Annotated in this window: 21 protein-coding genes; 3 read left to right on the top strand and 18 right to left on the bottom strand. The window is 43.1% G+C overall.

Annotation, left to right across the window (positions count from 1 at the left end):
• Positions 1-17 precede the first annotated feature (17 nt).
• From ACSLBF_RS10510 to ACSLBF_RS10435, 16 genes are all read right to left on the bottom strand, one after another.
• Positions 18-959, bottom strand: a complete 942-nt coding sequence (locus tag ACSLBF_RS10510; RefSeq protein WP_440053369.1) for a hypothetical protein — start codon at positions 957-959, stop codon at positions 18-20.
• Positions 956-2,485 (bottom strand): AAA family ATPase, encoded by a 1,530-nt coding sequence (locus ACSLBF_RS10505; RefSeq protein ID WP_440053368.1) that lies wholly within the window; start codon positions 2,483-2,485, stop codon positions 956-958. The genes ACSLBF_RS10510 and ACSLBF_RS10505 overlap by 4 nt, the downstream gene beginning before the upstream one ends.
• A 123-nt stretch (positions 2,486-2,608) precedes the next feature.
• The gene (locus ACSLBF_RS10500) at positions 2,609-3,067 is read right to left on the bottom strand and encodes a phage virion morphogenesis protein (protein WP_440053367.1); all 459 of its coding nucleotides are present in this window, start codon (positions 3,065-3,067) and stop codon (positions 2,609-2,611) included.
• 104 nt (positions 3,068-3,171) lie between these two features.
• A complete protein-coding gene (locus ACSLBF_RS10495) occupies positions 3,172-4,509 on the bottom strand; it encodes a phage head morphogenesis protein (protein ID WP_440053366.1) in 1,338 nt (445 codons plus the stop codon).
• Positions 4,502-6,049, bottom strand: coding sequence for a DUF935 domain-containing protein (locus ACSLBF_RS10490; RefSeq protein WP_440053365.1), 1,548 nt, complete (start codon positions 6,047-6,049; stop codon positions 4,502-4,504). Before ACSLBF_RS10490 ends, ACSLBF_RS10495 begins: the two co-directional genes overlap by 8 nt.
• A gap of 7 nt (positions 6,050-6,056) precedes the next feature.
• On the bottom strand, positions 6,057-7,724 hold the full coding sequence (locus tag ACSLBF_RS10485; RefSeq protein WP_440053364.1) for a terminase large subunit domain-containing protein: 1,668 nt from the start codon (positions 7,722-7,724) through the stop codon (positions 6,057-6,059).
• Positions 7,724-8,305 (bottom strand): DUF3486 family protein, encoded by a 582-nt coding sequence (locus ACSLBF_RS10480; protein WP_440053363.1) that lies wholly within the window; start codon positions 8,303-8,305, stop codon positions 7,724-7,726. Before ACSLBF_RS10480 ends, ACSLBF_RS10485 begins: the two co-directional genes overlap by 1 nt.
• Positions 8,306-8,307: 2 nt before the next feature.
• Positions 8,308-8,592, bottom strand: a complete 285-nt coding sequence (locus ACSLBF_RS10475; protein ID WP_440053362.1) for a VpaChn25_0724 family phage protein — start codon at positions 8,590-8,592, stop codon at positions 8,308-8,310.
• 4 nt (positions 8,593-8,596) lie between these two features.
• Complete coding sequence (locus tag ACSLBF_RS10470; protein ID WP_440053361.1) at positions 8,597-8,914, bottom strand: DUF2730 family protein; 318 nt, start codon at positions 8,912-8,914, stop codon at positions 8,597-8,599.
• Positions 8,911-9,135 (bottom strand): TraR/DksA C4-type zinc finger protein, encoded by a 225-nt coding sequence (locus ACSLBF_RS10465; RefSeq protein ID WP_440053360.1) that lies wholly within the window; start codon positions 9,133-9,135, stop codon positions 8,911-8,913. The genes ACSLBF_RS10470 and ACSLBF_RS10465 overlap by 4 nt, the downstream gene beginning before the upstream one ends.
• Positions 9,122-9,586 (bottom strand): 3TM-type holin, encoded by a 465-nt coding sequence (locus tag ACSLBF_RS10460; protein ID WP_440053359.1) that lies wholly within the window; start codon positions 9,584-9,586, stop codon positions 9,122-9,124. The genes ACSLBF_RS10465 and ACSLBF_RS10460 overlap by 14 nt, the downstream gene beginning before the upstream one ends.
• Complete coding sequence (locus tag ACSLBF_RS10455) at positions 9,579-9,839, bottom strand: hypothetical protein (RefSeq protein WP_440053358.1); 261 nt, start codon at positions 9,837-9,839, stop codon at positions 9,579-9,581. Before ACSLBF_RS10455 ends, ACSLBF_RS10460 begins: the two co-directional genes overlap by 8 nt.
• A complete protein-coding gene (locus tag ACSLBF_RS10450) occupies positions 9,829-10,422 on the bottom strand; it encodes a glycoside hydrolase family 108 protein (protein ID WP_440053357.1) in 594 nt (197 codons plus the stop codon). The genes ACSLBF_RS10455 and ACSLBF_RS10450 overlap by 11 nt, the downstream gene beginning before the upstream one ends.
• 74 nt (positions 10,423-10,496) lie before the next feature.
• Complete coding sequence (locus tag ACSLBF_RS10445) at positions 10,497-10,850, bottom strand: hypothetical protein (protein WP_440053356.1); 354 nt, start codon at positions 10,848-10,850, stop codon at positions 10,497-10,499.
• Complete coding sequence (locus ACSLBF_RS10440; protein WP_440053355.1) at positions 10,825-11,082, bottom strand: hypothetical protein; 258 nt, start codon at positions 11,080-11,082, stop codon at positions 10,825-10,827. The genes ACSLBF_RS10445 and ACSLBF_RS10440 overlap by 26 nt, the downstream gene beginning before the upstream one ends.
• On the bottom strand, positions 11,079-11,960 hold the full coding sequence (locus ACSLBF_RS10435) for a hypothetical protein (protein ID WP_440053354.1): 882 nt from the start codon (positions 11,958-11,960) through the stop codon (positions 11,079-11,081). Before ACSLBF_RS10435 ends, ACSLBF_RS10440 begins: the two co-directional genes overlap by 4 nt.
• A 454-nt stretch (positions 11,961-12,414) precedes the next feature.
• Here ACSLBF_RS10435 and ACSLBF_RS10430 point away from each other — a divergent pair, with 454 nt between their 5' ends.
• Both ACSLBF_RS10430 and ACSLBF_RS10425 read left to right on the top strand, forming a co-directional pair.
• Positions 12,415-12,597, top strand: coding sequence for a hypothetical protein (locus ACSLBF_RS10430; RefSeq protein ID WP_440053353.1), 183 nt, complete (start codon positions 12,415-12,417; stop codon positions 12,595-12,597).
• A 507-nt stretch (positions 12,598-13,104) separates the two neighbouring features.
• The gene (locus ACSLBF_RS10425) at positions 13,105-13,416 is read left to right on the top strand and encodes a hypothetical protein (protein WP_440053352.1); all 312 of its coding nucleotides are present in this window, start codon (positions 13,105-13,107) and stop codon (positions 13,414-13,416) included.
• A 3-nt stretch (positions 13,417-13,419) separates the two neighbouring features.
• On the opposite strand, the gene ACSLBF_RS10420 is transcribed toward ACSLBF_RS10425, so the two are convergent.
• Entirely contained in the window at positions 13,420-13,827 is a 408-nt protein-coding gene (locus ACSLBF_RS10420) for a helix-turn-helix domain-containing protein (RefSeq protein ID WP_440053351.1), read from the bottom strand.
• 124 nt (positions 13,828-13,951) lie between these two features.
• On the opposite strand from ACSLBF_RS10420, the gene ACSLBF_RS10415 reads away from it, so the two are divergent.
• Positions 13,952-14,227, top strand: a complete 276-nt coding sequence (locus tag ACSLBF_RS10415; RefSeq protein WP_440053350.1) for a helix-turn-helix domain-containing protein — start codon at positions 13,952-13,954, stop codon at positions 14,225-14,227.
• On the opposite strand, the gene ACSLBF_RS10410 is transcribed toward ACSLBF_RS10415, so the two are convergent.
• Positions 14,200-14,523 (bottom strand): hypothetical protein, encoded by a 324-nt coding sequence (locus ACSLBF_RS10410; protein ID WP_440053349.1) that lies wholly within the window; start codon positions 14,521-14,523, stop codon positions 14,200-14,202. The two genes, ACSLBF_RS10415 and ACSLBF_RS10410, sit on opposite strands and share 28 nt — an antisense overlap.
• Between the last annotated feature and the right edge of the window lie 67 nt (positions 14,524-14,590).

Genomic DNA, 14,590 nt, shown 5'->3' with positions numbered 1-14,590 from the left:
AACTGGGTTAATAAATCTCAAGCAACAGAATCCACTAAATGTATAGGGTAATTGTCGTACCCGTTTGAAATAGCCCCTAACCAAGCCTGGCAAAGTGCGTTTGAAATACTGTTTTCCTTTATGCTAGAAAACTTGTTGGCGTCTTTTATTGCAAGAGTTTCATCTTGCTCGCGTCCTACATGGAAGATACAAGCAGAAAATACTCTTTGCAGTAATGTAATTGCTGTATGCCCTCGACAAATACGGCTTTGTACATCGATTTCAGTTGCTTTTACAGTTGGCAAATAGTGTTGAAACTTCTCTACAAACTTTAAGTATATTTCTGTCTGTTCCCCACCACTATCCTCATTTAGGTTCAATTCTATAGAATGTTCTCTAATTGCATAATTTTGCCATTTTACTATTTTGCACGGATAAGAGCTGGAGCTTATGTCTCGTGCAGCTAATGAAAGAGCAGCGATTATGCTTATTGCTGACGGGAGAACTGATTTTAATAATTCAATTGCTCCAAGCTTAAATTCTGAACCTGATTGGTAACTATACGCATCTGCAATTATTTCAGGGCTTAAAAAGTAGTTTTCTAATGAGTGGCCAGTTGTCCAATTTAAATTACTATCGACTTCATAACCTGAAATGTTGTCTTCAATTTTTTCTGCAATATCAAATTTGTAGAACTCTCTATCACATAAATAGAATAAGTTTGAAAATTGTTGCTTGTCTTTACAAAGAGCGTGTATTTTCAATATCCGTTCTTTGTTATTTTGACGGGTTTTTTGGCAATCTCCTCTGATATGATCTGCCACGTCAATTATAAATTTTTTTTGTGTTCCCTTTAGTTTGAGAAGATTTGATATATGAGCCTTATCATCAGGCCCTTCAACTAGAATACGTACCTTGGAGCTCATCCTTACTGTAGTTTTATACGTATTTATATCAATCTGGTTTCCTTTTGAACTCATTGGTGCTCATCCTCATCTTCATCTTCATCTTCATGTGTAAGGTTGAGATCTTCTGACTTTAAGTCAGAGTCTATGAAGTCAGGTGCTATCTCTTTCATGTATTCATCGAAATCGGCGGCAATAGATGGCGAATGAGTACACACAATTATTTGTCGATCCCCAAGTTGTTCCATCATTTTTCCTAATAACTCTTCTTGCCAATCAATATGTAAAGATATTTCGGGTTCATCTATTAGCACTGTAGAAAATTGACTCATTTTGTTTACTGCATACAGCATAGTGAGTAATTGCCGTTCACCAGAAGACATGACCATTATTCGGCTCCAACTGCCATCGGGAAACTTTAAACGGACTCTTGGACCTTTACGCACTCTATCTAGTTCGTACGATAGTTTTTTCTTATCTAAAAAGAAGTTCACAACATCAAAATATGAGTTGACTGTGTCAAAGGCCTTCTCTTGGAAATCTCTACGTTCTTTTAGCGCGTCTCTGTAAACTTTTAAAGCTCCTGATGCGGATTTTTGTAGAGGGGATGATTTGGAAGCTGTCACATATCTACGCAAACTGCCATAGATATCGGAGTGCTCTTGAACTCCACCGAGCCTGTTTGACGTAGAGTCTTTTGTCAGTTGAGATATTTCTTGAAGTAGTTCGGTAGGATCTAATTCATTATCAGTATCTTTAACTAGAGAAGAAAAAACTTTGATAAATGAAGTTGAAAAAATAGAGCTTTCATATCTTGCAATACTTACTTCGCAATCTCTAACTTCGTCGTGTAATTTTTTTTCTATTTCTAGTGGGGATGGGTAGTTTATATTTGGTAAGAATGGACCAAAAAGCTCCCGCGCAAATGAAGTAATGTTTACTTTTCTGGATGAGCTATTGAATACTCTACCTTCCTTCCTTGAACTCCAAGCCTCTAACATGGTTCTAAAAGCAGGGAAATAGGATGCGGCAATTTGATCAAGGTCGTTTTTTTCAATGAAATCCATTAACGCCATTTGTATACCAGATACAGCCACGCTTCCGTATCGTTCATCTTCAGTATCTCTTATTTCATCCATGGCTTGGCTCTTTGTAAATACTAAAGGCTCTCCACAAGGTACGCTGACTACTATTCGTTTATCAATGCTATCTGGAATAGCTTCTTGCGTTAAAATAATTTCCACTCCACTTGAGTATAGTATCCGGATGCGTTTAAATTCTATAAAAGCAAACCTTATGAAATCGCAATTTGCAAGATTTGAAATGATGTGTATGAGGGTTGATTTCCCTGTACCATTTTGCCCATAAAGAATGTTTAGTGATTTGTTAAATTCTACTTTTAGGTTATAGCGACGATGTATTCCTTCTAATTCTATTTTTTCTATATAAGTATCATTCTTTGTTCTTTCTAATCGCTTTTTGTAATTATCGTTACCGTGTTTTAATTTTATATAGTCCATTACTAAGCCTCTTAAATTTTCCAGAAGTCTCGTTGGTTGAGAGTGGCTATAATCATACATATTAATATTTGTACTGAACAAGCTGTTACCTTATTTAGGTGCGGAAACGTTTCTAAACACCTCTAGCGTGCAAAACCCCAACCACAACACCCAACGCTAGCACTTCGATACCTTTAAACGCTCCTGAGCGCTTCTGAGGCGTTTTTAACTCTCCGTAAAATAATCTATAAGCACACCCAAAATATCTTGCTCACCCACAGAACTTACGCCGAAGTATTCACGTTGGGGAATAGCTGCGGGTCCGGGCGCAAACTCTGGCAAGCCGCCATAGTCATGAATAGCAGCGTAAGGCTTGTTACTACCTATCTGCGCCCAAAACGCGCCACTGTCTGCGGCAATGCTGGCAGCTAGTCCGCCAGCGCTTACTTGCAGCATCTGCCCTCCGACGCGTTTTGGATTTTGTTTTAAGTAGTTTTCACTAAGTGCAGGCCAAGCTGCACCTGTTACGGGGCTGCGCTCTTCGGCAAACGCGTCTTCCGTCGCGCCTTCTAGTATCGCGGCTATCTCGTTCATTGGTTCGCTGAGGTCGTTAAACTTGGCTGCAATCTCGTTGAGTACTTTGGTTGCATCACCGCTGGTGAGTATTTCAATTCTAGTGGTCATATTGTAATCACTTGGTGGTTGGGTAATAATTGTTCGTGGCGGTGGTGTTTCCAATGGGTAACGGTTATATGCGCCGCATATATGATATGAGTTCGAGTCTCATCCTACCGCCAAACCTCATAGGTTCCCCCTTTAATGCCACCTTCAATGTCACCGCTGTCGACTTTAAACACATTGATTAGTGTATCGCTGTTGCTGTCAAAGCGAACAATCACCTTAATAGCTTGCTCACCTTGGCTTATTACGTACAGTACTTCGCCTCGCTCCGGTTCCCACAATACGCTCGCGCCGCTCTGGTTAATCCATTTGCTTAGGTTGATATACTCGCTTAGCTCAAGTGCTTGTCTACTGGCTTTGTGTTTTTCACTATGGGCATGAGCAAGCACACGCTCAGACAATACCAGCGTTCTACTCGCATCAACGCCTTTATCTAAAAGCTTTTGGTTTATGTCATCATTGAGAAATGACACCACCGTTTTATGTTGCGGCCGTGGGCCAAACGCTCTAAGCCCAGCCGTATCGCCTGCAAGCTTTGCTGTTTGATACTGCTCTATGCGTTCAATGCTTTTACGGGTCCATAGTTCAAACGCGTTGGCTCGTTCTTCACTATTGTTGAGTGCTTGAATAGTCTCAGCGCGTAACTGTACGTCTTCAACTTTACCCAGCTTTTGCGCCACGGCTATGTCTGTGCCAAATGCAGATTGCCCCGGTGAATAGGCCCAGCCAATGTCTGGGGTCATTACATCGCCACTGGATAACTTAACTCGTGCATGCTCAGTGGTTTTAACTTCGCCAGACTCGCGGCTAACAATTTCAGCATCAAATTGCTGTACATAGCCGCTACCGTCCTCTACGGTTAAGCCGCGCGCTTTTACTTGCTCTGCCGTGAGCGCACGAACGCGACAGCGGCAACCCCAGCCATTGGGCGGAAATATGGTTTGCCAAATTGGGTCATCAAATCGAAACACCTTGCCATGCAGCAGTCTATGTTCAGGCCGTGTCTGTGCATCATCAATAGCGACATACTGCCAATACGGATGCGTTTTACTGCGAGCCAACATGCGGCGATAGCGGCCACTCATATAGGCGGTTTGTAGATTGGTGCGATAAATATTATTTAAGCGGTAGGGGCTACCCAGTTGAACGCTATCACCTTGCTCATTCTTGGTTTTTCCCCACCAACCTAATCGCTGAAGCTCAGGCGTTAGCTGCTCTCTAAATTGTTTTGCCGTTAAGCCTTCAGCAAGCGCTGTGTCGGTGTACTGGCGTATGGCCTCTAGTATTTCCATGCTTTGCACTCGCGCCACAGTAAATGCTTTGGCATGCGCCGTAGTCAGCACATCATGCCATTCATCGCTTATTGTGTAGCCCTTGGCCCGAAAGTAAGCCACGGCATCAATGGGCGCGCGCTCAAATGCCGCGCTAATGTGGGCGTTACTCATTGATGGTGCCCCATAGTTCACTGACAAAGAACAAGCGGGTAAGCAGCTCAGTGAGTGCATCTTGGTCAAGCGTTGGGTAAAGCTCGGCAAGCTCAATGGCTGCTAGGTCGCTGCTTTTGTTGAGTTTGTTTAGTAGAGGTTGCAGCGTGGCTTTGTACTCGTCTCTCATTTCACCATTTGTAATGGCGTTTAATGCTTCGTCTAGCGCATTTTGATTATCACGGCTTTTGTGTTCGGTGCTTAGCGCAGCAATGGCGGTATTGAGTGCAGCTTGCGGTGCGCTATTTGGTTGGGTGAGTACGGCTTCGCCGTCTTTGGCCTCTGGAATATTTAAGCGCTCATGCACCCATGATTGTGGTATTTGCATACCTGTACTTACCAAGTCTTTAAGCGGCGGTGCAAAGTCACGCATTTCATCGCTGGTGGACGTATCAAACTCAAAGCGTGGTAAACGGCGGTTGCCGTTGTAACTTTTACCGTTGAGTGCATACAGGGGCAAAAGCAAATCGCGGCTTATGGTTTGCTCAAGTTGGTGTAAATCACTGAGGGTAATGTCTTCTTTTACTTCTTGATGTACGTTGCCAAGGGCATTAGTGCTGGTTTTACCATCGGCTTGGCTGGTGAGCGTTCCGCCTAAAATGACTTTTGATTGCGTAAGTTCACACCAACGGATCATGCTTTCAAATGGGTCGGCTTGGCCGTTAGCTGCACTTTGAAAATCAATCTCCATGCCTCTGGGTATAATGCCGCCTGCATTATGGCCAATAGCCATCACAGCACGCAGCAATGTCGCTTTTTCTGCATCGCTGGCACCGCTCGGGTATTTACCCACGCGAACAGGCAAGCCGTAAATCTCTAAAAACTCGGCTAAATCGCGCACGCTGTAGTTTTTAAACAAAAATGGCCACGCTAAAACAGACAATAAGCCAGTTCTGTGCACATAGCCCGACTTTGATTTATGAATATGGAGTGCCCAACCAAAGGGGTTCAAGGCTTCACCTTCGTTGGTGTTATCGTTTAAAACAATGCGGTTAAAGTCGTCAGGATGGGTTTTAAATATGTTTTGGTCACGGTAGGTATAGCCTGTGACTATTTGCAGCTTTTCAACATAGTCCCATTTAAGTTCGTTGGCGCTAAAGCCTTTAAGAATGGCATCACTCATATCAAACAAAAAATCATAAAACCATGTGGCATCGTCTAACAGGTCGGCCAACATATCCGCATCGCGCTGCTCGTCTTTAGAGGCATTGCGCGGTGGCATTATATTCCATTCAAAGCCCAATATGGCGCGGCGGCGCTTGCCCAGTTCACAGCTGATATGGCCGTCTTTATCTTCAACATCTTTGGCTAAATCAGCTATCGCTGCCAAGCTGCCTTCTTCAGCTTCTCGCAGTAGGCTTGCTAATTTAGCAGGGGTAAGCCCTTGTGTTGGGTGTTCGGCGTATTGCTTGAGCAACATGCTTACTTGTGCGTTTTCTTCGGTCTGTGTTTGTTTGAGTGTTTCAGCACGTAGTGGGTTGCCGTGAATATCTACTATCATAATGCTCTCACCAGCAGCCAGCGCCTTGGAATGCGCCTAGGTCGCTGTAGTTAAAATCAGGGTTAGTTTTAGAGTCGTGTTTATCGGGAAGTGGGGTAAACTCAATGGTGCTGCCATCCATCCAAGCAGCTCGTACTGCCATCGCTAAACCTACGGCAAAATCCCCGTGACGTTGGCGGCCATCGGAGCCTTTATCAGATCCTTTGTCTATTTTTGGGGTGCCGTTGCGCACAGAGATCTTTTGTAAGTCGCCTAAAATATCTTGGTGTTTAGGTACTTGAATGTTTTGGTCTTCAAACTCAGCCTTAAGCTTAGGCATCCATTCCCGATACCAAGGATCGTTTAACATGACTTGCTCGACCATTTCGGTGCCAAAGAGTAAAGCGGCGGCCTCGGCCAAATACCCGCCATTACCCGTGGCATCAAAGGCCATTCCTTGCAATCTGGGTAAGCGTGTGGCGATATGCAGCATGATATGGCGCTGCATATCATAGGTTAGGTTCGTTAGCTCAACGACAAACGGCACGCGCTTGGATAAGTCTTTGCTTATCTCTAGCGGCACAAATACGGTTAAATCGCCACGGCGGGCGAAGTCTTCGCCAAGGCTATGGTTTAGCGCGGGGTTTAACTTTTCAAGCAGTGGATCGATATATTCTTTTAACCATGTGTCAATCTCGGTTTTGCGGTATTCATCGGTCCAGCTCATAAAGTCGCTGGGCGCTTCATACTGAACAATGGGGATGCCTTTGGTCATGGCCGCTTCAATTAACACGCGGGGTATATACGCGCCACCCCCTTTTTTGGGTTCGCAAAAGTACTCTTCGCGGGCGTCTTCTTCGCTTGCGGTGTCGTTTATAAGGTCATCAATCCATTTACTTTGGGCGTCAACCGTCCATTGCTTACGCTGCCTTTGGCATATGCGCTGGTATAACCCTTCGCGGCATGCATCTTCTATGGTGATGGTGTGAACAGAGTAACGTTTTCTTCCTGCACGGCTGTCTTGAATAAGTTCATTAAACAGGTTGTCGATACCATTGTGTGTGCTGATCAGCCTAACCTTTGCGCCCCACATCGTCAGTGCTAAAGCGGCTTTAAGTACTTCAGCTAAGCGCTCATGAAATGCGGCCTCATCAATGGTGACATTACCTTGCATACCCCTGAGATTGGCGGGGTTGGAGCTAAGCGCTTGGATTTTAAAGCCACTGGCAAAGTGGATCACAAATGTAAGGATCTCTTTGCCTTCTTGACCATCATCAATGAATATTTCTTCTTGAATATCACCAGCAGCTTTATTGAACGCCTTGGCCCACATGGCTGCGGCTTCAATAAACTCGCGGGCCATCTCCTTGTTAGAGCCAACGTAAAAATGATTGGTGCCAAACGCGTCTTTGCTTTTACTGGCCTCAAGTACTGCGTCAGCCGCTTCAGCCCATGTGATACCGGTTCGGCGGCTTTTCTCGGCGATTTTTAGCGGGGATTGATCTGCAATCCAGCGCTTTTGATAGCCTAGTAGTAGTTCGTTAGGATCAAACGGTATGAATATAGGCAGGCCGAATTTTTTTTCAAACTCGTCGCATTGCTCTACTTCTTGTTGTATATCAGATAGCGCAATCTCAGCAACAAGCTCTGTTTCTTCAGCTTGAGCGAGCTTCTTTTTATCGACAATATCAGTCATTAGGCAATACCCAATATTTGGTTTTTAATGAGCTGAGCACCTTCAGCTGTTAGGCCCGCTAGTATGGCGTTTTCTTCAACCTTTGCGGCCGCTTCTTCAGCGAATGCTTTACGTATGTCTTTTTCACGCTGATGCACTTTCATGGCTGTTTCTTCTAGCCACTTGGTTGAGCGCATCACTTCTTTGATCTCACCTATATCAATGTCGGCGTCTTCATCGGGGTTCATAAACTGGCGCTGCATAGCCTTAAATAACTGAGTACGGCCCATTTCTAAAATGAGTTTTGACGTTTCCCCCATGGGCTTGTCGCCTAACTCTGCAACCAGTGCTTTAGTAGCAGCTTGAGTTTCACGTAGCTGTTTACCAATAGCCTCTGACTTTTGTGCATGGCGGCTCAGCCCCGAGCGCGATATGGTGGCTTCTTCGTCTAACCCCGCATCGAGTATGAGTTGATTTACGGCAACCAAAATATCAGCCTGTGAATTGCTGCTATTGCGTAGCATTTCATCAAGCCTCTTTTTAATCTCTTCCGGCAACGCGTCAATTTTACTGGGCTTACCTCTGCGTATACTCTCCGACATAACTACAAGCTCCGTGGGCTGGGCCGTTTGATACCGGGGACCACACTACGGCCATTTGCTACATCCGCACCGTTTTGGGTGATACTCGCAACCCATGTATTACTACTTAGACGGTCAATTGTTACGTAACCATTTTGTTCTAACCAATTTAGCTGAGTATGCAATTGGTCACGACTACCACCTATAGCGTAGCGATCTAAAATATCACCCAAGATGCTACTATTTAGGCCATAGTCGGGTGATTCATTTAGTGAGATCAAAATGCTGATACGTTGATGTTCAGCCATTAACTCATTCATTGGCATGTCTAGAACCTCTTAGTTCGTTTTCCATTAATAAGTCAGTAACCCGCTTTAAGTCGCCAAGCTGAGGAGAAAGCACGTCAATCTTTCCACCCACTTCAATTAGTCGCTTGTCTAGCTCGTGCATATCGTCAGCACTAGGTAGATCATCGACAGCTTTTTCTACGGCACTTACACGTTGCTGTAATTCGTCGTGCTTTACTCGGCTAACGAATGTGGCTTTTAACCATGCGATGGAGCCAGCACCAACAATTAATACGCCAGCAGCAAGCACCTGTTTCCACCATTCAATTAGAAATTCCATCATGGTTTCCTGTAGTGTTTAGCTAGTTGCTCTAGCAGCTCTTGGCAGTCAACACAGTGTTTGCAGCGATGAATTGCTTCGCGCCTCGCTTTGGGTATTTCAGTGCCGCACTCTAAGCAATTCATAAAGTCCACATCAGTACCAACAAACAGTGTTCGGTGCTTGTTCAGTGCCCGTTCTAAATCTTGCTCAGTTAAACGCTGTGCGTCGTCAGCTATGTCCATCTTTCTTCGTCCTCATTGCCTCAAATACCGACTTAGCGATCTCTTTCATCTTTTCGCCTGCGCCGGGTGCTATTTTTTCGATCGTTCTGCCTACGACGTATCCTTGTAAGCCTGTTTCAAGTAATGCCCATGCTTCAGCGCTGAGCCTAAACGCGAGTAGTCCAAACGAGTCACATACAATGAGCACTAGAAAAGTAAGCATTGTTATCGGCCGCCAGTTACGTTGCAGAAAGCTATGTCCCTTGCTTTCTGCAGTAACAACTTTTGCTTTGGCTTCAATTTCTCTGGCTTCGAGATCTAAACGTTTACTTTCAAGTTCAAGCCGTTTGCTCTCAATGATGTTTTCAATGCGAGTAGCTTCATTTTTGAGTTGGATCTTTTCTTCATCAGAGGTATGCAGGTCATCAACGAGATTACCAATTGCAGAGCTGATACCTAACCAATCAGTCATAGCGCTCTCCAAATCGTTCTGTGAGGCGTTGCCGTACCTGTTGATAGGTGTTGTGTCCGTCTAGTCGGCATTGAATTTCGGTTTCACTAACTGACAGCCAGCCGCGTCTGAATTTGGATTGCATCGTGCCATCGTAGCTGTGTAGTGGTATTTGGCTGGCATCAAATAGTTCACCGTTCCTGCGTGCTTCAAGCTCTGCCTTTAGGCGTTTAATGCGGCCTTGCTTTAAACTCCACTCCCAGTTACGCCCCACGGTACACCTCGGCATAACAGCGTTCGGTAATGTGGCCGAGTCGGTTCATCCAGCCGCGTAGGTTTGGTTGTTGGGTTGAGTCGTCTAAACAAATACGGGCGTAGCGATAGGCGCGGCGGCTGACTAGCTCACATATAAATAGGTTGGGCAAATAACCATGGCATTGTTTGAGGGTGCGTGAGCCGAATACGCCGTCTATGGTGGCGTTTACTGTGCGTTGTACCACGCGAGTCATACGGTTTATGCCGTGTTGTACCGCACCGTCAAACAGCATCAACGCAACACCGCTGTTTAGCTCGTCGCAGTGCATTGGCTCCCAATAGTCGCGATAGTACAGTCGAATTGCATGATCAATGGTGAGGTTAGGTATATCGAGTCGTGGATAAGCCCGCTGGCTAATGCCAAACTTAGTTACGCCTCCACGGTCAGACGCTACGTGGTTTAGACCGCCATCATCGCGCAGGCCACCTTCTAAATACAAAATTGTTAACACGCTACGGCAAAACGCGTCACTGTAGCCCCGTAGGGCCGCTGCAATATCGGGTTGCTGTCGGTAATGTTCGAGTTGTTGTAGGGTGATCATTTGGCATCTCCATCAGACTATGCTGATAGAGTGCCAATTGCGTAATTGAGTGTATTTTAAACTGGGTTAATAAATTACTTTGCTTGCTTTAGTGAAATCGAAGAAAGCTTTTCATACTGCTTATTAAGCTGACTCTCTATTGTTTGTTTCACGTTACTAGGAGGGTTATCTTCTAACTCTTTTTTAAGTTCTTTTATCGTGTTTCGGCAACGGGAGCGCTCTTTTAATTGCTCGTCAGTGTAAGGCTCAACTCTAAGAAGTGCACGATTGACTGTCCAAACAAACAAGCTCACTGCTAAGGGTAATACTAAAATCAGAACTTCCCCTGTAAGAGCATCAATTATTTGAGACGTTTCAAGAAGTTTTAGTAAACCGATCAGAGTTGTGGAAATAGCTCCGGTGCTAAAGGCTGCTTTGCTTGGCGTCATTCAAGCTTTCCTTCAGAATTTTAACGATGCTTTGCTTTTTTTTCCCTTTTTTCATGGTTAGAACTAACTCATTTCCTTTTTCGTCAATTAGAGAAATCTGATGATGAGTTTTGTATGTTAACCGAAGAAAGCGAATGAACTGATAAGAAACTGCATACAAAAAGGGGGTAGAGAAAACAACCCCTACCCAAATCATGATTTCAGCGATTAACAGTACTTGCTCGTCAGTCATATCAGTTTATTTTCTTTACTTGTTCGATGCCTTATCACTTCGAGTATAGTGTATCTATATGTGGGTGATTGGTTTACTTTGAAAAAGGTTTTAATTTCTAATTTTACTTCAAATAGACTGCCTTTGACGAGAGATGTTTCACTTTTATCGACCTTAGTTAAGAAGGCTTCATCAGCGATCTTTACAGCTACATCACTATCATGGTTTGGTAGTTCCGCTCGCCAACCCTTTGATCCACTATCAAAATTTACTTGTGTAAACCTTATATTTTTTGTCACTTCTTCGGTTTTGGAGTCTACGGACCTACTATCGATCTTTTTGAAACTCTCTAATGTTGAAAGTTCCAATTTCTCTACAACTTCAGACGCTGCATTTTTGATACTGATTGAGCCATTGGGGTCATTTTTTACCGGGTTGTAAAAAACGTCTTCGTAATGTTGTCTAAACTCAGGATTTGTAGCCAGCTCTTCAAGTGTTGAATCGCATTCTATTTTTTCACCATCATCAAGCTCAATTATAGAATCTTTCCCTTGTTTTCTGACAGTTCCTTTTATTTTCCGACCTTCAATTTTTTTCAGTAAGGCAATTAAGCTACCACCAGTAATTGCACCAGTAGAAGATGCAATTCCTAAGTACTGTAATACGTCTCGCGCACTTTCTAACAAATGAGTAATTTCATACTCTACACCGAAAGAGCCTGGCTTATGTGCTTTGACATCTATATCCAATTCAGAATCAGGACCATTGATTGCTCGATCTGCCATTTTTAAAGCTTTGGAAAAGCTAATAAGGCTCTGTCCTAAGCTCTCTGCATCGATAATATGCTCTTCTGTTTCTTTACTTTGATAAAAAATACTAAAATTTTGTGATGTGGACATTGTTCACCTTGTTGGGTTTATTACAAAGCGAGCATGGATGTGAATGGTCGAACTTCCTTGCTCGCACCACCTCTTGTGTGATTAATATGAGGCCGTACTTTTTCCGTTAATGTAACCTTATTTAACTAATCTTGGCAAGGAAATGTAACTAATTGGTTAATTTCAAGTGGGGTTTTGAGCTTAACTAGGAGCAAGTAGGAGCATGGGAAAGAATGAGCTTCTTACTCAATTGCTTACATTTAGCTGAGTACAATCAAGCGTTTCTCAAAAGAGTACAAAACAATTTGCTTAACGTTTTGTAAATGTTATAGTAACGTTAACATTGTTGATTGGCTATATAAATTCTAGTGGCAAGGAATGCCAGACCTTCCACTTATCTTTATTAATCCACTTTAAAAGAATCTTGCTCTAAAGATGTTAAGCTGATCACTCCTTTAACAGCGGAGTTTTATTAATGCGCAAGAATAAATTGAGCGTTAGCTCTATATCACTTAAGAAGAGAACGTTACTGTTAGTTTTAGGTGGTAATGGTAGCGGGAATGATCCCGGTTCTAAAACTAGAGAAATAGTTAAAGCGGCACAGCCAGCTTATGCCGAAGCTTTACACGATGATAAGAATAAATATATTGAGTTGTAAGAATGTTCCCAGACTACCTAAATAAGCTACATGAGATAAACACATGGATTTGGTTAATTTCGGTCATTGCACCATTAGTAATGTACTGTTTAAGAATAGGATCTCGCTCTTATTACATTGCTTCGGCGGTCTGGGTAGTGTCTCAATTTTTAAACTTAAGAATTGAGCCATATTTGGATGAGATAGTCTCTGCCTCACGTGACAACTTGGTCTTTTGGTATGGGACGTGGGCGACATTGGATGTGTTATGTATATTTGTGATTTACTTTGCACATACACGACATAAAGTTTGCATAGGCTTTACTTCGCTTAGTGTGATGATTGCTTACGCTATTTTAGGGCTGCTTCAAACTCTACGTTATCTAGAACTAGAGCTATTTGAAACTCATCATTTAAGTAGCCTTTACACATTAGGAATAAACACAGGTAACGTGACAATCAGTACAGTGATTGCGATCCCATTGCTGGTTTATATATGGAAAAACAAGCTGAGTCCAAGGAACACAAATGTTTAGTATTTTATATTTCGTGCTGCTAATCGTACTAACGGTAAATTTGCTGATAGCAGCATTTAAGTTACGTGGTGGCCCTAAAGACTACGTACCGGAAGACTCAATTCAAGCGAACGATTTAGGGGCTAAAGCATATACGCTTCTTAGACAAAGAAATAATATCGACACAATGAACGATCAGTATTCACGATATGTTGCTTTGGTTGATTGGAAAGATGAGGCAAAAGCTTTTAACACACGCTGTGAATCTCATGTAAGCCAAAGTAAGGTAGCCAACTTAATAGAGCTACCTAATAAAACCAAGTAGGGATTACTTAGACGCTTTATTTTTTGTCTCGCTGGCTTCTGGCTGGTAAGTGATCCCAACTTCTTTGTATATGCTGTACATCGCCATATTTACTAAAGAGCTTACGTCTGCATCCGCCGACTTTACCAAAAGACCAAGCTCAGAAGTGTTATACAAAAAGCTCGAAAGCGCATGTTGTAAATTTTGTTGAGTAAAACAAACCATCTCACCATTTTGTGATAGAGAGCGCTTGCCCGTAATAATGTAATTAACGTCAAACCCCAACTCTACTAATTCGGCTAGCTTATCTGATGGCATAGGTGTGCCACTTTCCCACCTGTAATAGGTAGACTTACTAACTTTAATAGAATCAAACACTTGCTTTTGTTGAAGCCCTAGCCGTTCTCTTTCTTCAATTAGTCTATGGTTCATATATGGGAATTTCATGTTGACAGGGTTCAAATATGAACCCTATACTGAGCCTAACATTTAACCAAACCTTTTATTCACACTCGCCAAAGTTCAATAAAAGGTTCACACAAGAAGGTAATGTACTATGAAACCCTCAGAAATTAAACAAGCTATTGCTAGCAAAGGTTATTCACTATCTATGGTCGCAGAAGCTTTAAGCATTAGTTTAGCTACTGTATCAGGCGTCGTATGTGGGCATACTCAGTCTAGACGTGTCGCAAATGCACTCTCAAAAATAATCGATAAGCCCGTTTGTGAAATATTTCCTGACGTTCAAGCTTATCAATCCCTTTCCGTACCTCGTGGTGCTATAAATCGCGAACGTGGAGTCGCTCAACTGCAACAGCTTTTGGCTTCGTAAGGGCTAAGTAACCAACTAATCACTAATTCAGTTACAGACCTTACAGGAGCCTCACAATGCACATAATTAGCCCTTGCATAGCACAATGCTATCAGCGCCAACAAAGCCGTGTTTTGTTGTTGGTACATGCGATGAACAACCACTCTGCGCTCAATATGCGTATAGCTGCCAAGCTCAGCAATAAGTTGGCGCAATTCTTTAGCGCTAGCATAGTAAAGAGCAGGACAAGGTTTATCGTTAATACACAGCCATTCAAGCAAGTTATTAAACTGGTAAATAACAAAGTCGGTTTGCATGGTTTGATCTCCCGTTTACGTGATGATCAAATTTTAGCCAGTAAGATCCTTTGTTTGGAAGTTCCAA

This window comes from Pseudoalteromonas sp. T1lg65 (genome assembly GCF_051930985.1).
Classification (GTDB): domain Bacteria; phylum Pseudomonadota; class Gammaproteobacteria; order Enterobacterales; family Alteromonadaceae; genus Pseudoalteromonas.
The sequence above is the reverse complement of the archived record's forward strand: the minus strand, read 5'-3'. Positions and strand labels throughout refer to the sequence as shown.

Coding starts and splice junctions, on each gene's coding strand:
- ACSLBF_RS10470 (WP_440053361.1), bottom strand. CDS start 8,914: ATGATGGAATTTCTAATTGAATGGTGGAAACAGGTGCTTGCTGCTGGC.
- ACSLBF_RS10410 (WP_440053349.1), bottom strand. CDS start 14,523: ATGCAAACCGACTTTGTTATTTACCAGTTTAATAACTTGCTTGAATGG.
- ACSLBF_RS10425 (WP_440053352.1), top strand. CDS start 13,105: ATGTTTAGTATTTTATATTTCGTGCTGCTAATCGTACTAACGGTAAAT.
- ACSLBF_RS10465 (WP_440053360.1), bottom strand. CDS start 9,135: ATGGACATAGCTGACGACGCACAGCGTTTAACTGAGCAAGATTTAGAA.
- ACSLBF_RS10450 (WP_440053357.1), bottom strand. CDS start 10,422: ATGATCACCCTACAACAACTCGAACATTACCGACAGCAACCCGATATT.
- ACSLBF_RS10490 (WP_440053365.1), bottom strand. CDS start 6,049: ATGATAGTAGATATTCACGGCAACCCACTACGTGCTGAAACACTCAAA.
- ACSLBF_RS10480 (WP_440053363.1), bottom strand. CDS start 8,305: ATGTCGGAGAGTATACGCAGAGGTAAGCCCAGTAAAATTGACGCGTTG.
- ACSLBF_RS10495 (WP_440053366.1), bottom strand. CDS start 4,509: ATGAGTAACGCCCACATTAGCGCGGCATTTGAGCGCGCGCCCATTGAT.
- ACSLBF_RS10510 (WP_440053369.1), bottom strand. CDS start 959: ATGAGTTCAAAAGGAAACCAGATTGATATAAATACGTATAAAACTACA.
- ACSLBF_RS10415 (WP_440053350.1), top strand. CDS start 13,952: ATGAAACCCTCAGAAATTAAACAAGCTATTGCTAGCAAAGGTTATTCA.
- ACSLBF_RS10430 (WP_440053353.1), top strand. CDS start 12,415: ATGCGCAAGAATAAATTGAGCGTTAGCTCTATATCACTTAAGAAGAGA.
- ACSLBF_RS10485 (WP_440053364.1), bottom strand. CDS start 7,724: ATGACTGATATTGTCGATAAAAAGAAGCTCGCTCAAGCTGAAGAAACA.
- ACSLBF_RS10500 (WP_440053367.1), bottom strand. CDS start 3,067: ATGACCACTAGAATTGAAATACTCACCAGCGGTGATGCAACCAAAGTA.
- ACSLBF_RS10420 (WP_440053351.1), bottom strand. CDS start 13,827: ATGAACCATAGACTAATTGAAGAAAGAGAACGGCTAGGGCTTCAACAA.
- ACSLBF_RS10435 (WP_440053354.1), bottom strand. CDS start 11,960: ATGTCCACATCACAAAATTTTAGTATTTTTTATCAAAGTAAAGAAACA.
- ACSLBF_RS10475 (WP_440053362.1), bottom strand. CDS start 8,592: ATGGCTGAACATCAACGTATCAGCATTTTGATCTCACTAAATGAATCA.
- ACSLBF_RS10440 (WP_440053355.1), bottom strand. CDS start 11,082: ATGACTGACGAGCAAGTACTGTTAATCGCTGAAATCATGATTTGGGTA.
- ACSLBF_RS10445 (WP_440053356.1), bottom strand. CDS start 10,850: ATGACGCCAAGCAAAGCAGCCTTTAGCACCGGAGCTATTTCCACAACT.
- ACSLBF_RS10460 (WP_440053359.1), bottom strand. CDS start 9,586: ATGACTGATTGGTTAGGTATCAGCTCTGCAATTGGTAATCTCGTTGAT.